Source organism: Amycolatopsis nigrescens CSC17Ta-90 (assembly GCF_000384315.1).
GTDB classification, from domain to species: Bacteria; Actinomycetota; Actinomycetes; order Mycobacteriales; family Pseudonocardiaceae; genus Amycolatopsis; species Amycolatopsis nigrescens.
This window is the reverse complement of sequence record NZ_ARVW01000001.1, coordinates 7,386,779-7,405,967: the sequence shown is the minus strand read 5'-3', so window position 1 is coordinate 7,405,967 and position 19,189 is coordinate 7,386,779. Positions and strand designations below refer to the sequence as shown.

Genomic DNA, 19,189 nt, shown 5'->3' with positions numbered 1-19,189 from the left:
GATGAGCACGATCGATCCGCGGCGGCTGCTCGCCCCCGCCCTCGAGCAGGCACGGCTCGGCGAGGCGGCGGGCGGGGTGCCGATCGGCGCCGCGCTGTGCACTGTGGACGGTGAGCTGCTCGGCAGCGGGCACAACCGGCGAGTGCAGGACGGCGACCCGTCCATGCACGCGGAAACCTCGGCGTTCCGGGCGGCAGGGCGCCGCCCGCACTACCGGGACACGATCATGGTCACCACCCTGTCCCCCTGCTGGTACTGCAGCGGCCTTGTCCGCCAGTTCGGCATCCCGCGGGTGGTGATCGGCGAAGCGAGCACCTTCCACGGCGGGCACGACTGGCTGGCCGAGCACGGGGTCGAGATCACCGTGCTCGACGACCCAACCTGCACCGCGCTGATGACCAGGTTCATCGCCGAGCATCCCGAACTGTGGTTCGAGGACATCGGCGTCGAGGCGGACAGCTAGCCAAAAGGAGTGCCATGCCGGTTCCGCTGATCGACCTCTCCCCCTGGTTCCACGGCACCGGCCGCGACCGCGACCAGGTCGCGTCCGCAGTGGACACCGCGCTGCGCGACTCCGGCTTCCTGATGGTCACCGGGCACGGCGTGCCGGACGAGCTGCGCGACCGGACCCGCGCGCTGGCGCGCCGGTTCTTCGCGCTACCGGAAGCCACGAAGGCGGCGTACGCGGTGACCGTCGGCGGACGGGGCTGGCTGCCGCCCGGAGTGGAGGCCAACGCCTACGCCGAGGGCACCGAAAGCCCGCCGGATCTCAAAGAGTCCTATTCGGTCGGTGCGGACGATGCGGTCGGGGACCCGGAGGTGGACGCGTTCTGGTTCCAGCCCAACGTCTGGCCGGACGAGGTGCCGGAGCTGGCCGCGACCGCTCGCGAGTACCTGTCCCGGATGCGCACGCTGTCGGACCAACTGCTGACCGTGTTCGCCGCCGCGCTCGGCCTGCCGGCGGAGTTCTTCACCCGGCACACCGGCCATCCCACCTACACCTTCAACATCAACTGGTATCCGCCGATGAGCCGGGTCGGCACGCCGGAGGCAGGGCAGTTCCGGATCGGCCCGCACACCGACTTCGGCACCGTGACCGTGCTGGACCGCCAGGCCGGGGTCGGCGGGCTGCAGGTCTGCACCAGTGACGGCCGGTGGGAGGACGCGCCCTTCGACCCGACCGCGTTCACCGTCAACATCGGCGACCTGATGGCCCGTTGGACTGGCGACCGCTGGCGGTCCACCCGGCATCGCGTGCTGCCGCCGGACCCGAGCGCACCGGACGAGGACCTGGTCTCGCTGATCTTCTTCTACGAGACCGACCACGACGCGCGCATCAACTCGCTGGCACCGCCCCTTGGCAGCACGCGATATCCGGAGGTCGTGGCTTCGGAGTACCTGCGCGGCAAGCTCGACGAGATCACCGTGGGGCAGCACGATCGTATTGGGCCGGACGGGGTAGTTCCTTGACAGGCACAATTGGTCTAGTCCACCGTGGCCGGTGCCGACAGCACCCTCCTCGCTGATTCCGCCGCCCTGGCGTCGGAGGTGCTCCTTCCAGCGGGCCTGCCACGGCGGGTCCGCACCCCTGGAGGACCCATGAAAAGTATCCGGCAACTGCTGACCGTCGCGGCCGGCGCCGCCCTCGCCATATCGGCGAGCGTGGCCGCACCGGCCCAGGCCGCCGCGGTGGACCCGGTGACCGCTTCGCCCTACCTCTACCAGTGGGGCAACGTGCCCAGCGCGACCAGCGTGATGTCCGCCAGCGGCGTCAAGGCGTTCACCCTGGCGTTCATCCTGTCCGACGGCACCTGCAATCCCAAGTGGGACGGCCAGCGCGAGCTGACCGGCGCCGACGCCACCCTGATCAAGAACATCCGGGCCGCCGGCGGCGAGGTGATCCCCTCCTTCGGCGGCTGGTCCGGCAACAAGCTCGGGCAGTTCTGCTCCTCGCCGACCGCGCTGGCCGCGGCGTACCAGAAGGTGATCGACGCCTACCAGCTCAAGGCCATCGACATCGACATCGAAGCTCAGGAGTTCGAGAACAACGCGGTACAGGACCGGGTGCTGGGCGCGCTGAAGATCGTCAAGCAGAAGAACCCCTCGGTGAAGACCGTGATCACCATGCCCACCGCGCGGTCCGGCCCGAACAGCTGGGGCCAGCGGCTGATCACCCAGGGCAAGGCGCTCGACGCCGGGGTGGACGTCTGGTCGGTGATGCCGTTCAACTTCGGCTCCGGCGGTGACATGGTGGCCTCCACCAAGAGCGCGGTGGACGGGCTGCAGCAACGGCTCAAGGCCGCCTTCGGCTGGTCCGACGACGAGGCGTACCGGCGCGCCGGGCTGTCCTCGATGAACGGCAAGACCGACACCGGCGAGACCGTCACCGGGGCCAACTTCGCCGCCATCAAGGACTACGCGGCCGGCAAGCACCTCGGCCGGTTCACCTTCTGGGCCACCAACCGCGACCGCGACTGCGGCGGCTCGTCCAGCGACTGCAGCGGTATCCCGCAGGGCACCTGGGAGTTCACCAAGATCGTCGCCTCCTACACCGGCTAGCTCCCCACCCCTGCCGCACCCCTGCCGCACTGTCCGTGAAGGGCACCTTGCCTACTTTGATGGCAGGCAAGGTGCCCTTCACGGACTTGGGCGCGGCGCTGTCCCGGCGGTCGGCTAGGTCGCGTTCCAGGTGACGGGGAGCGAGTGCACCCCGTAGATGAGCAGGTCCTCGCGCGTCGGCACCTCTTCCGGCGGCACGGCGAGGCGCAGCGTCGGGAAGCGCTCGAACAGCGCCGGATAGCCCACCTGCATCTCGACCCTGGCCAGCTGCTGGCCGAGGCACTGGTGAATGCCGTGCCCGAAGGCCACATGCCCGGCGGTCGGCCGGCGCAGGTCGAGGGTGTCGGGGTCGGGGAAGCGCTCCGGGTCGCGGTTGGCCGCCGGGACCGAGACGGTGACCGCGTCACCGGCGCTGATCCGGTGGCCGTCCAGTTCCAGGTCGGCCAGCGCGATCCGGACAGTGAACGGGATGATGCTCAGGTACCGCAGCAGCTCCTCGGTGGCCTGCTCGGCCAGATCGCGGTCCGCGCGCAGTAAGGCGAGCTGGTCGGGATGGCGAAGTAGCGCGAAAGCGCCCAGTGCCAGCATGTTCGCGGTGGTGTCGAGCCCGGCGCCGAGCAGCGTGAAGCCGACGTTGGACAGCTCTTCGTCGGTGAGGTCGCTGGCCAGCAGACCGCTAAGCAGGTCGTCGGTGGGCTCGGCGCGCTTGGCCGCGATCAGCTCGCGCAGGAACTCCTGGATCGCGGTGTAGGCGGCGTACACCTCCTCCGGCGAACCCTGGCCGGCCAACACGGTCGCGTACCGCTGGAACCTTTCCCGATCGGCGTAGGGCACGCCGAGCAGTTCGCAGATCACCAGCGCCGGAATGGGCATCGCGAACGCCTGGACAAGGTCCACCGACGGGCCGTGGCGCTGCATCGCGTCCAGGTGCTCGGCGGTGATCTCCTCGATCCGCGCGGTGAGCAGGCGCATCCGCCGGACGGTGAACTGGCCGGTGAGCAGGCGCCGGTAACGGGTGTGCTCGGGCGGGTCGGTCTGCACGAAGACCCCCGGCGGCGCCGGCTGCGGCTTTCCGGTGACCGCCGCGCCGGCGGTCGGCAGGTGCATCAGCTCGGCCCGCGCACTGAACCTCGGGTCGGCCAGTACCGCGCGGGCCTGCTCGTGCCCGGTCACCAACCAGCCGACGTGCCCGTCCGGGTAGTTCAGCCGGACGATCGGATCTTCCGCGCGCAGCCCGGCCAGCTCCGGGGGCGGATCGAACGGGCAGCCCGGGGTACGCGTGGTCGGCAGTGATACCGCGGGGTGGGACTTGGTCATCTCGGGTTCCTTCCGGCCGGGCGTGATCAGCCTCGGCAAACCTTTATCTAATAACGAAGGCTACGTTGCGTTTTATACACGAGCAACTATCGCTGCGCACATTTCCTCTTGTTAATACGGCATTTTGCAGCTTCGTTGCAATGAATCTGCCCGCGAATGCAATGGTCGAAACGGCGCCATTGTTGCAATGTGCTGCCGCTGAACGCACACTGTGCTCCGACGAGCAGCGAACGAAAGGGGCGGGTACGGATGCCGGGAGGCCGCCTGAACCACGAGGACCGCGGGCAGATCGCCGCGGGCCTGGCCGAAGGACTTCAGTACGCCGAGATCGCCAGGCGGCTGGACCGCCCGACGTCGACCATCAGCCGCGAGGTGCTCCACAACGGCGGCAGGCACGCCTACCGGGCGGATCAGGCGCACCGCGCGACCGAGGGCCGCGCCCGGCGGCGCAAGCCGGTGCGGCCCCCGCGAGCGACCAGCACTCCCGACGCGTACGGGCGTGATCGCGAGGCGGTGCGCGACTTCGAGCGGCAGTTCACCGAGACCATGTCGCGGACGGGGCTGCCGCCGATGATGGCCAGGGTGCTCTCCTGCCTGATGACCAGCGACGCCGGCGAGCTCACCGCGGCCGAGCTGGTGCAGCGGCTGGAGGTCAGCCCGGCCTCGATCTCCAAGGCCGTCGGCTATCTCGGGCAGCTGGGCCTGGTGCGCCGCGAACGCGACCCCCGGCGGCGACGCGAACGGTACGTCATCGACGACGACGTCTGGTACCGGGCGTGCGCGCGGGAGGTCCAGATCTGCGAGACGTGGGCGGCGTCCGCCAAGCTTGGCGCCGAGGTGCTCGGCGCCGGCACCCCGGCCGGCACCAGGCTCCGGCAGATGGGCGAGTTCTTCACCCTGGTCGGCCGCGATATGGCACAGGCCGCCGAGCACTGGCGGCACATCTTTGCGGCGCAAGGGAAAAGTCCGTCCGGCTGAGTATCGTTCCGGTATGGACAGTTCCCCTGCGGTGCTCGGCGACCGGGCGCTCAACCGCGCGCTGCTGGCAAGGCAGCTGCTGCTGAAGCGGCACGAAATGCCGGCCGTGCTGGCCGTCGAGCGGTTGGCCGGGCTACAGGCTCAGGCCCCGTTCCCGCCCTACTTCGGGCTGTGGACGCGGTTGAAGGACTTCCAGCCCGACGAGCTGGCCGGGCCACTGGACGACCGGCGAGTGGTCCGGCTCGCGATGATGCGCTCCACCGTGCACCTGGTCACCGCCGAAGACTGCGTGCGGTTCCGGGAGCTGCTGGGCCCCGCGGTGGCCAAGGGCCTGATGTCCACCCCGCTGGGCCGCACGATGGCCGGAGCGGATATCCCGGCGGTACTGGCGGCGGCCACCGAGCTGCTGACCGAACGGCCGCTCACCAACACCGAGCTCGGCGAAGCGCTCCGGGCGCGGTTCCCGGACCGCCCGGCGGACGCGCTGGCCAGGCACGCGCGCGGGCTGCTCGCGCTGGTGCAGGTGCCGCCGCGCGGGATCTGGGGCAAGAGCGGGCAGGCCAGGTCCACCACCGCGCAGCGCTGGCTCGGCACGCCGCTGGAACGGCAGACCGCGCCGGAGGAGCTGGTGCTCCGCTATCTGGCCGCGTTCGGCCCTGCCAGTACGGCGGACGCGCAGCAGTGGAGCGGGCTGACCGGGCTGGGCGAGGTGTTCGAGCGGCTGCGGCCGCGGCTGCGCGTGTTCGCGGACGAGCGCGGCCGGGAGTTGTTCGACCTGCCGGAAGCACCCCGGCCCGACCCCGGCGTGCCCGCTCCGGTCCGGTTCTTGCCGGAATTCGACAACCTGCTGCTCGCGCACGCCGACCGCACCCGGGTGATCTCCGAAGAAGCCCGCAAGCAGGTGTTCACCGTGAACGGCATCATCAAGGCGACCATCCTGGTGAACGGGACGGTGCGGGGTATCTGGAAGATCGAACGCTCGTCGGGTGCGGCCACCCTGCGCGTCGAACCGTTCGCCGAACTGTCCAAAAAGGACACCGCAGCGCTGACCGCGGAGGGGGCGCGGTTGCTACGATTCGCCGCGCCGGAAACCCACCACGAAGTACGGCTCAGGCGACGGCGGTGATCTTCAGCGCGGCCTGACCGGCCTCGGTCAGCTCGGCGGCCACCCGGCCACCGACCGTGGCCAGCTCGGCCGGCCGGATGTAGCCACTGCGCGCGAGCGCGTGCGCGGTCATCTGGTCGCAGCAGGCGAACCCGTCGATGAACAGGTCCGGCTCGCAGCTACAGGACATCACGGCGCGCCTCGCGGCCACCGCCCTCAACATCGCCATCGCCCGATGCGACAGCTCCACCCCAGCGGACATTGTCGGTCATCCCCCTCGAATAATCTTTCACAACTACACTCTGCTATCGTCGCGCGGCCTCGTCGCGTTATCGAGTTTTAGGACGTTAGTTCTTCAGGTCCGGTTCCGGCCGGTACCGCGACGGGCAGTACCGGCTTCAGCACCCGCGCCCACTGACGGACTATTTGCTTGCGGCGCTTGGCATCGTCGGTCAGCAGGTTGGCAAGGCCGAGCCCGCGGGCGAGATCGAGAGTGGCCTGAACCAGTTCGCGGACACCCGGATGCGACTCGTCGACCCCCAGTAACTCGAGCGCCACCCTGTGTGCCTCCCGGCCCACCCTGGCCTCCAGCGGGGCCAGGGTGGCGCGCAGCGCGTCGTCGGTGGACGCGGCCACCCACAGGTGCAGCGCCGCACGGAACATCGGACCGGCGTAGAGGTTCAGCAGCATCTCCACCACGGGCTCGATCCGCGAGCTGCCCGCTGGCAGGTCGCCGGCCTTGCGGCGCAGCTCGACGATCCGCTCCTCCCCCACGTGCTCCACCGCCGCGATCACCAGGTCCTCCCTGGTTCGGAAGTGGTGCTGGGCGGCACCGCGGGAGACCCCGGCCCGTTCCGCGATCACCGCCACCGTGCTGCCGTTCCAGCCCAGCTCGGCGATGCACTCCACGGCCGCGTCGACCAGCCGCCGCCGGGTGGTCCGGCTGCGCTCCTGCTGGGGCTCGCGCCCGGTACCGCTGGTCAGGACGGCTCCACCCAGAAGTCCAGCTGCAAATCCTCCTCGCGCTCGCACAGCCGGTATTTCGCGAAATCGGTGACGCCCTCTTCGGCCAGCACCTCGTCGTCGATGTAGAAGTTCCCGGTGGACTCCGCGCTCGGCCGGACCAGGATCGCGTGCGCCGCGTCGGCCATGATCTCCGGTGTCCGCGAGCGGTCCGCCAGCGCCGCGCCGACCACGTTGCGGATCGCCGCGGTGTCGATGGTGGTGCGCGGCCACAGCGAGTTCGCCGCGATCCCGTCCTTCTTCAGCTCGGCGGCCAGCCCGACGGTCACCAGGCTCATCGAGTACTTCGCGATGCTGTACGCGAGGTGCCCGGCGGTGAACCACTTCTCGTCGAGGCTGATCGGCGGCGACAGGGTGAGGATGTGCGCGTTGGCCGCCTGGCGCAGGTGCGGGATGGCCAGCTTCGACAGCAGGAACGAACCGCGCGCGTTGATGTCCTGCATCAGGTCGTAGCGCTTCATGCTCACCGACTCGGTCGGCGTCAGATCGATCGCACTGGCGTTGTTCAGCACGATGTCGATCCCGCCGAACTGCTCGGCGGCCTTGGCCACCGCCGCGGCCACGGCCTCGTCGTCGCGAATGTCGCCGACCAGCGGCAGCGCCTGGCCGCCGGCCTGCTCCACCGCCTTGGCTGCGGTGTAGATGGTGCCCGGCAGCGCGGGATGCGGTTCGGTGGTCTTGGCGATCATCGCGACGTTGGCACCGTCCTTCGCGGCCCGGATCGCGATCGCCTCACCGATCCCCCGGCTGCCACCGGACATGATCAGCGTCTTCCCCGCCAAAGTGCTCATGCTTTCCCCTCCTAGTACGACTTGGGCAGCCCGAGGCTGTGCTGGGCGACGAAGTTCAACACCATCTCCCGGCTCACCGGCGCGATCCGGCCGACCCGGACCGCGGCCAGCAGGGTGCCGAGGCCGTATTCGGACGCAAGACCGTTGCCGCCGTGCACCTGCACCGACTGGTCCACCGCGTGGATGGCCGCTTCGGCGGCGGCGTACTTGGCCATGTTCGCCGCCTCGCCCGCACCGAAGTCGTCCCCGGAGTCGTACAGCGCGGCGGCCTTCTGGGTCATCAGCTTCGCCAGCTCGGTCTCGATCTTCACCTGCGCCAGCGGGTGCGCCAGGCCTTGGTGCGAGCCGATCGCCGCGCCCTTCCACACGCTGCGGTCCTTGGCGTAGGCCACGCCCTTGTCCAGCGCGTACCTGGCCACCCCGAGCGAGAAGGAGGCGCCCATGATGCGTTCCGGGTTGAGCCCGGCGAACAGCTGCGCGATCGCCGCGTCCTCCGAACCCACCAGCGCCTCGGCGGGCAGCTTCACGTCGTCCAGGAACAGCCCGAACTGGCTGTCCGCGGAGACCAGGTCCATCTCGATCTTCTTGTACTCGAAGCCGGGGGTGTCGGTGGGCACGATGAACAGGGCCGGCTTGAGGTTGCCCGTCTTAGCGTCCTCAGTGCGGCCCACGACCAGCACCGCGTCGGCCTCGTCCACCCCGGAGATGAACACCTTGCGGCCGCTGAGGATCCAGCCGCCCGCGTCCCGGCGGGCGGTGGTGGTGATCTTGTGCGAGTTCGAGCCGGCGTCCGGTTCGGTGATGGCGAAGGACATCCGCACCTCGCCGGTGGCGAACCGGGGCAGCCAGTTCTTCTTCTGCTCGTCGGTGCCGAACCTGGCGATCACGGTGGCGCAGATCGCCGGAGAGACCACCATCAGCAGCATCGGCGTGCCGGCCGCGCAGAACTCCTCGCAGACCGCGGCCAGGTCACCGATGCCGGCGCCGCCACCGCCGTACTCCTCCGGCACCGCGACGCCGAGATAGCCGAGCCGCCCGGCCTCGTCCCACAGCTCGGTGGTGTGCCCGCCCGAGCGGGCCCGCTCCAGGTAGTACTGATGCCCGTAGCTCCGACCGAGGTCGCCGGCCGCCTTCCGCAGCGCGATGCGCTCTTCCGACTCGGTGAAGTTCATCGTCATGACTGCTGCTCTCCTTCGTCCTGGACCACCGCGAGCACCGCGCCGAGCTCCACCTGCTGCCCGACGGCCACCGGCAGCTCGGTGAGCACCCCGTCCGCCGGCGCGGAGATCCGGTGCTCCATCTTCATCGCCTCCAGCCACAGCAACGGCGCACCGGCCGTCACCCGGTCGCCCACCGAAGCCGCGACCCGCAGCACGGTGCCCGGCATCGGCGCCAGCAGCGAACCCGCCGCCAGCGCCGCGTCGGGGTCGGCGAACCGCGGCGACGCGGTGAAGGTGACCGGGCCGAGCGCCGAGTCCACGCACACCACGCCGTCGTACGCGGCGACGTCGAAATGCCGCCGCACCCCCGCGATGTCCAGCACGACGCGCTCCGGGCCGGACTCGACCAGCTCGACGTCCGGGTGACCGTCCGCGATCAGCCCGGACCGGCCGAGCCGGTAGGTCACCTCGTACTCGGCGTCACCAGCGGTGTAGTGCTTGCGCTGCGGGGCCGCAGGCAGGTTTCGCCAGCCACTGGGCAGCCCGCCCAGCACACCTGCTCGCTCCCGGTTCCCGGCCGCGGCCGCCAGCGCCGCGGCCAGCGCGGACCGCCGCACCGACTCCTCGCTCGCCAGCGGGCGTGACAGCTCGTCCAGGCCGTGCCGGTCGAAGAACGCGGTATCGGTCTCCCCGGCGAGGAAGGCCCGGTGCCGCAGCACGTTCACCAGCAGGTCCCGGTTGGTGACCACGCCGTGGATCTTCGCCCCGGCCAGCGCCGTGGCCAGCCGCCTCGCCGCCTCGGCCCGGTCCGGCGCCACCGCGATCACCTTGGCCAGCATCGGGTCGTAGTGCACGCCGATCACCGAACCGTCCACCACCCCGGAGTCCAGCCGCAGGCCGGCCCCTGTTGGGATGGCGAACTCAGCATCCACGCCGGGCAGCTCGAAGCGGTGCAGGGTGCCGCTCTGCGGCTGCCACCCGGCGGCCGGATCCTCCGCGTACAGCCGGACTTCAATCGCATGACCTGTCCACTGTGGAGGCTCCAGCGGCAGCCGGGCTCCCTCGGCTACGCGCAGCTGGAGCGCGACGAGGTCGAGACCGGTGACGCACTCGGTCACCGGATGCTCCACCTGCAGCCGGGTGTTCATCTCCAGGAAGTAGAACCGGCCGTCCTCAGCGGCGAGGAACTCCACCGTGCCGGCACCGACGTACTCGATCGCCTTGGCCGCCTTGCGGGCCGCGTCGAACAGCTCCTCCCGCATGGCCTCGTCCACGAACGGCGACGGCGCCTCCTCGACCACCTTCTGGTGCCGCCGCTGGATCGAGCACTCCCGCTCGCCAAGCGCCCACACCGTGCCGTGGCCGTCGGCCAGCACCTGCACCTCGATATGCCGGCCGGTGGGGAGATAACGCTCGCAGAACACGGTGGCGTCGCCGAACGCGGACCCGGCTTCGGCGGCGGCACCGGCCACCGCGTCGGCCAGCTCGCCCAGCTCGCGCACGACGCGCATGCCCCGGCCACCGCCCCCGGCGGAAGCCTTGACCAGCAGCGGAAGATCGGCCTCGGTCACCTGCTCCGGGTCCAGCTCGGCCAGCACCGGCACCCCGGCGCGATCCATCAGCCGTTTCGACTCGACCTTCGAGCCCATCGTCTCGATCGCGGACGGCGGCGGGCCGACCCAGGTCAGCCCGGCGTCGGTGACCGCACGAGCGAAGGCCGCGTTCTCCGAGAGGAAGCCGTAACCGGGGTGCACGGCGTCCGCGCCGGTCGCGGCCGCGGCCTCGATCAGCAGCTCGGTCCGGAGGTAGGTCTCGGACGGCGCGTTGCCCGGCAGCCGCACCGCGGCATCGGACTCCGCCACGTGCGGTGAGTCCGCATCCGCGTCGGAGAACACGGCGACCCGGCCGATGCCGAGCTCGGCACAGGTCCGGAACACCCTGCGGGTGATCTCGCCGCGGTTGGCGACGAGCAGATTCCTGATCACTTGGCGCGCCCCTACATCCGGAAGACGCCGAAGCCGTCGGCGCCCTGCACTGGTCCATTGTGGATCGCGGACAGGCTCATCCCGAGCACCGTCCTGGTATCCCTCGGGTCGATGATCCCGTCGTCGTAGAGCATTCCGGAGAGGAACATCGGCAGCGACTCCGCCTCGATCTGCCCCTCCACCATCGCCCGCATGGCCGCGTCGTTCTCCTCGCTGTACTCCTGACCGCGGCTCGCCGCCGCCTGCCTCGCCACGATGGAGAGCACCCCGGCCAGCTGGGCCGGACCCATCACCGCGGACTTGGCGCTGGGCCAGGCGAACAGGAAGCGCGGGTCGTAGGCCCGGCCGCACATGCCGTAATGCCCGGCGCCGTAGGACGCGCCCATCAGCACCGAGATGTGCGGCACCTTCGAGTTGGACACCGCGTTGATCATCATCGCGCCGTGCTTGATGATGCCGCCCTGCTCGTACTCCTTGCCGACCATGTAGCCGGTGGTGTTGTGCAGGAACAGCAGCGGGGTGTCGGTCTGGTTGGCCAGCTGGATGAACTGGGTGGCCTTCTGCGCTTCCTCGCTGAACAGCACACCCTGCGCGTTGGCCAGGATGCCGACCGGATAGCCGTGCACGGTGGCCCAGCCGGTGACCAGGCTGGTCCCGTATAGCGGCTTGAACTCGTCGAACTCCGAGCCGTCCACCACCCTGGCCACCACCTCGCGCGGGTCGAACGGCACCTTGAGGTCCGAGGGCACGATGCCGAGCAGGTCTTCGGCGTCGTACTTCGGCTCCTCGAACCCTGGCGACGGCGACGGCCCCCGCTTGCGCCAGTTGAGCCGCCGGATGATGCCCCGACCGAGCCGGATCGCGTCCTGCTCGTCGGCGGCGAGGTAGTCGGCGAGGCCGGAGGTCCTGGCGTGCATCTCCGCGCCGCCGAGCGACTCGTCGTCAGACTCCTCACCGGTGGCCATCTTCACCAGCGGCGGGCCGCCGAGGAACACCTTGGCGCGTTCCTTCACCATCACCACGTAGTCCGACATGCCGGGCAGGTACGCGCCACCGGCGGTGGAGTTGCCGAACACCAGCGCCACCGTGGGCACCCCGGCCGCCGAGGACCGGGTGAGGTTCCGGAAGGTCTTCCCGCCCGGGATGAAGATCTCCTTCTGGGTCGGCAGGTCGGCGCCGCCGGACTCGACCAGGTTGATGGTCGGCAGCCGGTTCTCCGCCGCGATCTCGGCCGCGCGCAGGCCCTTCTTCAGGCTGGACGGGTTGCTGGAGCCGCCCTTGACCGTGGGGTCGTTGGCGGTGACCATGCACTCCACGCCTTCGACCACGCCGATCCCGGTGACCACGCTGGCGCCGACCTTGTAGTTCGTGCCCCACGCCGCCAGCGGGGACAGCTCCAGGAACGGCGAGTCCTCGTCCAGCAGCAGCTCGATGCGCTCCCTGGCCAGCAGCTTGCCGCGTTTGCGGTGCCGCTCCACGTACTTCTCGCCGCCGCCCTCGATGGCCTTGGCGTGCTCGGCCTCCAGCTCGGCGAGCTTCTCCAGCATCGCGTCGCGGTTGGCGGCGAACTCGCCCGCCCCTGAGTCCACTGTGGACCTGATGATCGTCATGCCGTGTAACCCAATCGTTTCGCGGCCAGTCCGGCGAGGATCTCGTTGGCGCCACCGCCGATGCCGAGGATGCGGACGTCGCGGTAATGCCGCTCCACTTCGGACTCCCGCATGTAGCCGAGCCCGCCGTGCAACTGCACCGCCTCGTTGACCACCCATTCACCGGTCTCCACGCCGGTGTTCTTCGCGAAGCAGGCTTCGGCGATGACCTCCTCCCCAGCGACGTGCCGCAGCGCGACCTGGCGGGTGTAGGTCCGCGCGACGTCGATCCGCCGCGCCATCTCCACCAGCTTGTGCTGCACGAGCTGGCGCGAGATCAGCGGGCGGTCAAAGGTCTCCCGCAGCCGGCACCAGTCCAGGGTGAGGTCGAGCGCGCGCTGCGCGGTGGCGTAGCCCTGCACCGCGAGCGAGAGCCGCTCGGTGACGAAATGGGTGGCGACCTGGGCGAACCCGCTGTTCTCCGCCCCGATCAGGTTGGCCGCCGGCACCCGTGCATCCACATAGGACAGCTCGGCGGTGTCCGAGCAGTGCCAGCCCATCTTCTCCAGCCGGCGGGTCACGGTGAAGCCGGGGGTGTCGCGCTCCACCACGATCAGCGACAGCCCGTGCGCGCCGGGCTCGCCGGTGCGCACCACGGTGGTCACGAAGTCCGCGCGGACACCGGAGGTGATGAAGGTCTTCGCGCCGTTGAGCACGTAATGGTCGCCGTCACGGCGGGCGGTGGTCCGGACCGACGCGACGTCGGAGCCGCCGTCCGGTTCGGTCACCGCGAGCGAGCCGATCTTCTCCCCGGCCAGCGTGGGACGCACCCAGCTTTCGATCTGCCGCTCATCACCGGCCATCGCGATGTGCGGCACGGCGATCCCGCAGGTGAACAGCGAGGCGATCAGCCCGCCGGAACCGCCGGCGTAGTGGATCTCCTCGGTCACCGTGAGCGCGTCGAGGTAGTCGCCGCCGCCACCACCGACGGACTCCGGGAAGGCCACCCCGAGCAGGCCGATCTCCCCGGCCTTGCGATGCAGGTCGCGGGGCAGCTCACCGGCCCGCTCCCACTCGGCCAGGTTCGGCAGCACCTCGGTCTCCACGAACCTGCGCACCGTCTTGCGCAGGGCCACCCTTTCCGGGCTGGCGAAGGGGTCGGTCACGTAAGTTCCTCCGGAAGGTCTGCGTATCGGCCGCGCAGCCACTCGCCGAGCGCCTTGGCCTGTGGGTCGAACCGTGCCTGCGAAGCGACGCCCTGCCCGAGCAGGCCGTCCACCACGAAGTTCAGCGCGCGCAGGTTGGGCAGCAGGTAGCGGCGCACCGGCAGGCCGGCGGTCTCCGGCAGCAGCCGCCGGAACTCCGCCACGGTCAGCTCGTGCGCCAGCCAACGCCAGCCGGGATCCGAGCGCGCCCAGACGCCGACGTTGGCGCTGCCGCCCTTGTCGCCGCTGCGCGCGCCGAACGCGGTGCCGAGCGGTACCCGCCGGGTCCGCCCCGCCGGCGGCGGCTCCGGCAGCTCCGGGTCCTCCACATCGGACAGTTCAAGGGTCTCCATCGCGGCCGCTACGTCGACCCTGGCTCCGTCCGGCCGTACCGCGACGTGCGGCACCTCGTTCGCGTCCACAAAGGACGCCGTGTAGACCCCGTACGGGGACGCGGCCGATGGTGGCGCGGTGACGTGGAAGCCCGGGTAGCTGGCCAGCGCCAGCTCGATGGCCGCGCCGCTGAACGCCCGGCCCGCCACGTCGGCGTCCGCGTCCTTGACCGCGCAGTGCAGCAGCGCACTGGCCCGCTGCTCGGTGTCCGCGTCCTCGTGGTCGGTCCTGGCCAGCGTCCAGCGCACCTCCGCCGGCGGCTTGGGTTCGAGCGCGGCTTCGAGCTGACCGCGCACCAGCGCGGCCTTCTCCTCGATGTCCAGCCCGGTCAGCACGAAGGTGGTCTCGTTGCGAAACCCGCCGACGGTGTTCAGGCAGACCTTCAGCGTCGGTGGCGGCGGCTCCCCCTTCGCCCCGCTGATCCGCACCCGGTCCCGGCCCTGCTCGGCGAGCGTCACGGTGTCGAAACGGGTGGTCACGTCCGGGCCCGCGTACCGCGCGCCGGTGATCTCGTAGAGCAGCTGCGCGGTGACGGTGCCGGCGTTGACCACCCCGCCGGTGCCGTCGTGCTTGGTGATCACGCTCGAACCGTCGGCTTCGATCTCGGCGATCGGGAAGCCGGGCACGCCCAGCTCGTGCTCGGTGAAGAAGGCGTAGTTGCCGCCGGTGGCCTGCGCCCCGCACTCGATCACGTGCCCGGCCGCCACCGCGCCGGCCAGCGCGTCGTAGTCGTCGCGCCGCCAGCCGAAGTGCGCCGCGGCGGGCCCGACGATCAGCGAGGCGTCGGTGACCCGGCCGGTGACCACCACGTCGGCGCCCGCCTTCAGGCAGTCCACGATGCCCCAGGCGCCGAGGTAGGCGTTCGCGGTCAGTGGCTTGCCGAGGCCCAGTTCCTCGGCCCTGGCGAGCAGGTCATCCCCTTCGACATGCGCGATCCGCACGTCGGCACCGAGTTCGGCGGCCAGCTCGCGCAGCGCCCCGGCCAGCCCGGCCGGGTTCAGCCCGCCCGCGTTGGCCACGATCTTGACGTCCTTTTCCCTTGCCAGCAGGAGATTCTGCTTCAGCTGCCGGAGAAAGGTCTTGGCATACCCGCGATTCGGGTCCTTCAGCCGGTCGCGGCCGAGGATGAGCATGGTCAGCTCGGCGAGGTAGTCGCCGGTCAGCACGTCCAGCGGGCCGCCGGTGAGCATCTCCTCCACCGCGGAGAACCGGTCACCGTAGAAGCCGGAGGCGTTCCCGATCCGGATCGGTTTCATCGGAACTGGCCCGCCTTCCTGCCGTTGCCAGGCGGGCCGGCGAACGCCTGCGCGATGCCGAGCCATTCCGCCGCCTGCTCGCCGGTGGCGACCAGGTCGGTATCGTCCGGATGACGCCGCTGGGTGACCACCAGGCAGAAGTCCACCGCGCTGCCGGCGACCCGCTGCTCGGCCTCCGGCGGCCCCCACGCCCAACCGTCCCCGTCCGGCGCGGTCAGCTCCACCCGAAACTCTTCGGCCGGTGGCGCGAGCGAATGCAGCTTGAAGGCGAAGTCCCTGGTCCGCACGCCGAACCTGGTGATGTGCCAGAGCCGCGCTCCCGGCACGCGCGTCAGGCCCAGCGCGTCGAAGATGTCCTGGCCGTGCGCCCAGGTCTCCATCATCCTGGCGGTGGCCATCGAAGCCGCGCTCATCGGCGGGCCGTACCACGGCAGCTTCTGCCCGTCCGGCACCGCGGCCAGCGCGGCCGCCAGCTCCGCCCGGCCACGACGCCACTCGCCGAGCAGTTCCGCGGGCGGTTTCGCCGCGCCCTCCGCGGCACCGAGGTCGACGAAGTCCGCGCCGGCCCGCAACGCCTCCTCGACCTGTGCCGGGAACTCGTCCGGGGTGCGGGCCGCGACCAGCGACTTGGCGTCGGTCCACGCCAAATGCGCCACCTGGTGCGCGATCGTCCAGCCCGCCGCGGGCGTCGGGGTGGCCCAGCCCGCCTCCGGCAGCGCCGCCACCACATCCTCGATTTCCTGTGACTCGTCCGCGAGATCACGCAGGATCGGGCCGAGATCAGCCAACCTGTTCGCCTCCTCTTGCCGTGTCCCGAGACTGGCACCGCCTCCGGCAAAAATCAAGCATGCATGATTGTTTTTATCCGCGGTCTGCCAGGACTGGCAAGGTAACTCCATGGACTTCCTTCCTCATTTCCGGCGCGAGGTCACGGACTTCGAAGCCGCCGTCCGCCTGCCGGACGGCCCCGGCGAAGCACGGCTGGTGACGTCCTGCCCCGGCTGGTCGGTGCCCGACCTGGCGGCCCACCTCGGCCGGGTGCACAGGTACGTCACCCGTGTCCTCCGGCGGAACCTCACCGAGCCACCGGACATCACGGACGTGACCATGTGGGAACTGCCGCCGGACACCGAGGGCTGGCCGATGCCGGAGACCGAGCCGAACCGCGGCCCGATGCCGGCGAACCTGGTCGACTGGTACGCCGAGGGCGCCGCCACACTGGCGTCGCTGTTCGCCACCCGCGCGCTCGACGACCGGGTGTGGACCTGGTCGGCCGAGCAGAGCATCGGGTTCTGGCTGCGGATGCAAACCATCGAAGCGGCTACGCACCGCTGGGACGCGGAGGACGCGTTCGGCCGGGCTCAGCCGATCGACACCGCGCTCGCGGCGGACGCCGTCGACCAGAACTTCGAGGTGATGGCGCCGTGGCGACGGATCTGCGGCCACGCCCCGCCGGGGTCGGGCGAGCGGTTCCGGTTCCGGCAGACCGACGGCACGGGCGTCTGGACGGTGCACTTCGAGGGCGACGAGGTCCGGCTCGACCCGGACGGTCCCTGCGATGTCGAGCTGGCCGGACCGGTGTCGGATCTGCTGCTCTACCTGTGGCACCGGGTTCCCGCGGACCGGCTCGAGGTTCGCGGAGACCGAAGCGTGCTCGACCGGTACTTCACCCTCGTACCACCGATGTGAGCCCTTATTGACGCATTGCCAGTAGGTCCCGCGTGCAATACGGTCGGCAAGAGCGTCGACCAAGGGAGGCCGCGTGCCGGACTACGCCGAAATCACCTACGAGGTATCCGACCGCATCGCGACGGTCACCCTGAACCGCCCGGAGGCGCGGAACGGTTACACCGTGCGGATGTCCGACGAACTCGGCGACGCGATGGACCGCGCGGACAAGGACACCGACGTCCGGGTCGTGGTGCTGACCGCCAACGGCACGGACTTCTCCGTCGGCGCCGACCTTTCCGCTGGCGGGTTCGACTTCGACCCGACCGAAGGACCCGGCCCGGAGTGGCAGGAGCCCGCGGGCCGGTGCTCGAAGCGGATCTTCACGATGAACAAGCCGGTGATCGCCGCGATGCGCGGAGCGGCCGTCGGTGGCGGCATCACCATCACGCTTTCCGCGGACTTCCGGCTCGCCGCCAGCGACGCCAAATTCGGCTTCGTCTTCGTCCGCCGCGGCATCTACCCGGAGGGCGCGTCCGCCTGGTTCCTGCCAAAGCTGGTCGGGCTGGGCACCGCGATGGACTGGATGATCAGCGGCCGGGTCTTCGGCGCGGAGGAAGCACTCGCGGCCGGGCTGGTGCACCGGGTGCACCAGCCGGAAGAGCTGCTGGACAAGGCCTACGAGCTGGCCCGCGAGATCATCGCCAACACGGCTCCGGTCTCGGTGGCGGTCACCAGGCAGCTGCTCTACCGGATGTCCAGCGCCCCGTCGCCGTTCCCGGTGCACGAGCTGGACTCGCGGCTGATCGGCGGGCTGACCGAAAACCGGGACGCGGTCGAAGGCGTGCTGTCCTTCCTGCAGAAGCGGCCGCCGGAGTTCAGCATGAAGGCGCCCGACGACCTGCCGGACTACCTGCCATGGCTGGACGGATGACCGAGTACCCGGCCGAGCCGTGGCACCTGGCGGGGCAGGCATATCTGTCGGTCTGGCGAGTGCCGCCGGCGGAGCTGCCCGCGCTGCCGGCCGGGCTGCGTCCGGTGCGCGTCGCCGGTTCCGCGTTCGTGGTGACCGCGTGGATCGACTACCAGCCGCCCGGCCAGCTCTCCTACCACGAACTGCTGGCCACCGTCGCCGTACGCGGCGGGTGGCGGCCGACCGGCTCGATCACCGAGATCTGGGTGGACAGCGCGACCTCGATGGCCGGCGGCCGCGCGCTGTGGGGCATCCCGAAAGACCTGGCGGCACTGGACTTCCGGCACGGCCGGACGTTCACCGCGGCGGCCGGTACCGACACCGAGTGGATCGCCACCGCCGCCTTCACCCGCCGCGCCGGAGCGCCGGTGGCGCCGCCGACCGGCTTCCGGATCGCGCAGACGCTGCACGGCGCCCTCAAGTACAGCCCGGTCCGGGCCAGGGCCAGACCGCATTTCGCCGTCGCGAACTGGAACATCAACCCGGACGGCCCGCTGGGCTACCTGACCGGCCGAACCCCGCTGCTGAGCGTCTGCCTCCGGGACTTCACGCTCCGCTTCGGCGGCTGAGCCGGCCAGGCTGCACGCGCTCAGCCCTTCGCGTACACGTCCGTCTCGGTGACCCCACTGGCCTCGGTGGAGGTGGCCCCGCCGGCGAACAGCTGGTTCACCCGGTTCGCCTCGGCCGCGTTGGGGTTCGGGTTGCGGCACGACGTGCCCGCGCTGCCACCCGACATCAGGTAGGAGCACACCCCGTTGTAGTTGTCCGGCAGGCCGAGGCCGTGCCCGATCTCGTGCGCGACGATGCGCAGCGCGTAATGCCCGGCGGCGACGTCGTTCCGGTCGATATAAATGGTCGCGCAGCCGAGACCGCACGGATAAGCGCGCGATCCGCCGCCCGTGGTGGCGCTGATCCGAATGGTGGCGTTTCCGCCGCGCACCATTCGTACGTTCGGCGCCGCACTGTTCCAGATCTGCGCCGACTGATCGGCTTCGGCGCTGTAACCACTCGCGCTGTAATAGACGGTCCTGGCGAAGGTGGACGGTTGTTCCTCGGCCGAAGCGGCCGGCATGCCGGTGCTGACCAGTGTTAACGTGGCTGCCAGTGCACCAAGGGCCATTCGGGGATATTTGCCTGGCGACATAGGAGTCTCCTTGCGCAGCAGGGAAGGGTACCCGGCGCCGTTG

Annotated in this window: 19 protein-coding genes; 8 read left to right on the top strand and 11 right to left on the bottom strand. The window is 70.4% G+C overall.

Annotated elements, in window-relative coordinates; translation table 11 throughout:
- The first annotated feature begins 1 nt into the window (after position 1).
- From AMYNI_RS0135090 to AMYNI_RS0135080, 3 genes are all read left to right on the top strand, one after another.
- Complete coding sequence (locus tag AMYNI_RS0135090) at positions 2–463, top strand: nucleoside deaminase (protein ID WP_020672788.1); 462 nt, start codon at positions 2–4, stop codon at positions 461–463.
- 14 nt (positions 464–477) lie between these two features.
- Complete coding sequence (locus AMYNI_RS0135085) at positions 478–1,470, top strand: isopenicillin N synthase family dioxygenase (protein WP_020672787.1); 993 nt, start codon at positions 478–480, stop codon at positions 1,468–1,470.
- A gap of 129 nt (positions 1,471–1,599) precedes the next feature.
- Positions 1,600–2,559, top strand: coding sequence for a chitinase (locus AMYNI_RS0135080; protein WP_020672786.1), 960 nt, complete (start codon positions 1,600–1,602; stop codon positions 2,557–2,559).
- Positions 2,560–2,673: 114 nt separating this feature from the next.
- Here the strand turns inward: AMYNI_RS0135080 and AMYNI_RS0135075 are convergent, their stop codons facing one another.
- Positions 2,674–3,876: a cytochrome P450 gene (locus AMYNI_RS0135075; RefSeq protein ID WP_020672785.1), complete on the bottom strand. Its 1,203-nt coding sequence runs from the start codon at positions 3,874–3,876 to the stop codon at positions 2,674–2,676.
- Positions 3,877–4,125: 249 nt separating this feature from the next.
- Here AMYNI_RS0135075 and AMYNI_RS0135070 point away from each other — a divergent pair, with 249 nt between their 5' ends.
- Together AMYNI_RS0135070 and AMYNI_RS0135065 are read left to right on the top strand one after the other, a co-directional pair.
- On the top strand, positions 4,126–4,854 hold the full coding sequence (locus tag AMYNI_RS0135070) for a GbsR/MarR family transcriptional regulator (protein ID WP_020672784.1): 729 nt from the start codon (positions 4,126–4,128) through the stop codon (positions 4,852–4,854).
- A 13-nt stretch (positions 4,855–4,867) separates the two neighbouring features.
- Positions 4,868–5,980, top strand: coding sequence for a winged helix DNA-binding domain-containing protein (locus AMYNI_RS0135065; RefSeq protein WP_020672783.1), 1,113 nt, complete (start codon positions 4,868–4,870; stop codon positions 5,978–5,980).
- Here the strand turns inward: AMYNI_RS0135065 and AMYNI_RS0135060 are convergent.
- The 9 genes from AMYNI_RS0135060 to AMYNI_RS0135020 form a co-directional block, all read right to left on the bottom strand.
- Positions 5,964–6,221 (bottom strand): hypothetical protein, encoded by a 258-nt coding sequence (locus AMYNI_RS0135060; protein WP_026361326.1) that lies wholly within the window; start codon positions 6,219–6,221, stop codon positions 5,964–5,966. The genes AMYNI_RS0135065 and AMYNI_RS0135060 overlap by 17 nt on opposite strands.
- Before the next feature lie 77 nt (positions 6,222–6,298).
- On the bottom strand, positions 6,299–6,943 hold the full coding sequence (locus AMYNI_RS0135055; RefSeq protein WP_026361325.1) for a TetR/AcrR family transcriptional regulator: 645 nt from the start codon (positions 6,941–6,943) through the stop codon (positions 6,299–6,301).
- The gene (locus AMYNI_RS0135050; RefSeq protein ID WP_020672780.1) at positions 6,940–7,773 is read right to left on the bottom strand and encodes an SDR family oxidoreductase; all 834 of its coding nucleotides are present in this window, start codon (positions 7,771–7,773) and stop codon (positions 6,940–6,942) included. The genes AMYNI_RS0135055 and AMYNI_RS0135050 overlap by 4 nt, the downstream gene beginning before the upstream one ends.
- Positions 7,774–7,784: 11 nt before the next feature.
- Positions 7,785–8,945, bottom strand: a complete 1,161-nt coding sequence (locus AMYNI_RS0135045) for an acyl-CoA dehydrogenase family protein (protein ID WP_026361324.1) — start codon at positions 8,943–8,945, stop codon at positions 7,785–7,787.
- A 2-nt stretch (positions 8,946–8,947) separates the two neighbouring features.
- On the bottom strand, positions 8,948–10,918 hold the full coding sequence (locus AMYNI_RS0135040; protein ID WP_020672778.1) for an ATP-binding protein: 1,971 nt from the start codon (positions 10,916–10,918) through the stop codon (positions 8,948–8,950).
- A gap of 11 nt (positions 10,919–10,929) precedes the next feature.
- Positions 10,930–12,528: an acyl-CoA carboxylase subunit beta gene (locus tag AMYNI_RS0135035; RefSeq protein ID WP_020672777.1), complete on the bottom strand. Its 1,599-nt coding sequence runs from the start codon at positions 12,526–12,528 to the stop codon at positions 10,930–10,932.
- Positions 12,525–13,673, bottom strand: coding sequence for an acyl-CoA dehydrogenase family protein (locus AMYNI_RS0135030; protein WP_020672776.1), 1,149 nt, complete (start codon positions 13,671–13,673; stop codon positions 12,525–12,527). Before AMYNI_RS0135030 ends, AMYNI_RS0135035 begins: the two co-directional genes overlap by 4 nt.
- Positions 13,670–15,361, bottom strand: a complete 1,692-nt coding sequence (locus AMYNI_RS0135025; protein ID WP_020672775.1) for an acyclic terpene utilization AtuA family protein — start codon at positions 15,359–15,361, stop codon at positions 13,670–13,672. The genes AMYNI_RS0135030 and AMYNI_RS0135025 overlap by 4 nt, the downstream gene beginning before the upstream one ends.
- On the bottom strand, positions 15,358–16,149 hold the full coding sequence (locus AMYNI_RS0135020; protein ID WP_020672774.1) for a TIGR03084 family metal-binding protein: 792 nt from the start codon (positions 16,147–16,149) through the stop codon (positions 15,358–15,360). Before AMYNI_RS0135020 ends, AMYNI_RS0135025 begins: the two co-directional genes overlap by 4 nt.
- Positions 16,150–16,258: 109 nt before the next feature.
- Here AMYNI_RS0135020 and AMYNI_RS0135015 point away from each other — a divergent pair, with 109 nt between their 5' ends.
- From AMYNI_RS0135015 to AMYNI_RS0135005, 3 genes are all read left to right on the top strand, one after another.
- A complete protein-coding gene (locus AMYNI_RS0135015) occupies positions 16,259–17,050 on the top strand; it encodes a maleylpyruvate isomerase family mycothiol-dependent enzyme (RefSeq protein ID WP_020672773.1) in 792 nt (263 codons plus the stop codon).
- 73 nt (positions 17,051–17,123) lie between these two features.
- A complete protein-coding gene (locus AMYNI_RS0135010; RefSeq protein WP_020672772.1) occupies positions 17,124–17,963 on the top strand; it encodes an enoyl-CoA hydratase-related protein in 840 nt (279 codons plus the stop codon).
- A complete protein-coding gene (locus AMYNI_RS0135005; RefSeq protein ID WP_020672771.1) occupies positions 17,960–18,571 on the top strand; it encodes an acetoacetate decarboxylase family protein in 612 nt (203 codons plus the stop codon). Before AMYNI_RS0135010 ends, AMYNI_RS0135005 begins: the two co-directional genes overlap by 4 nt.
- A 20-nt stretch (positions 18,572–18,591) precedes the next feature.
- Here AMYNI_RS0135005 and AMYNI_RS0135000 read toward each other — a convergent pair whose 3' ends face one another.
- Positions 18,592–19,122 carry a snapalysin family zinc-dependent metalloprotease gene (locus AMYNI_RS0135000; RefSeq protein ID WP_020672770.1) on the bottom strand — a complete coding sequence of 177 codons (531 nt, stop codon included), beginning with the start codon at positions 19,120–19,122 and terminating at the stop codon, positions 18,592–18,594.
- Between the last annotated feature and the right edge of the window lie 67 nt (positions 19,123–19,189).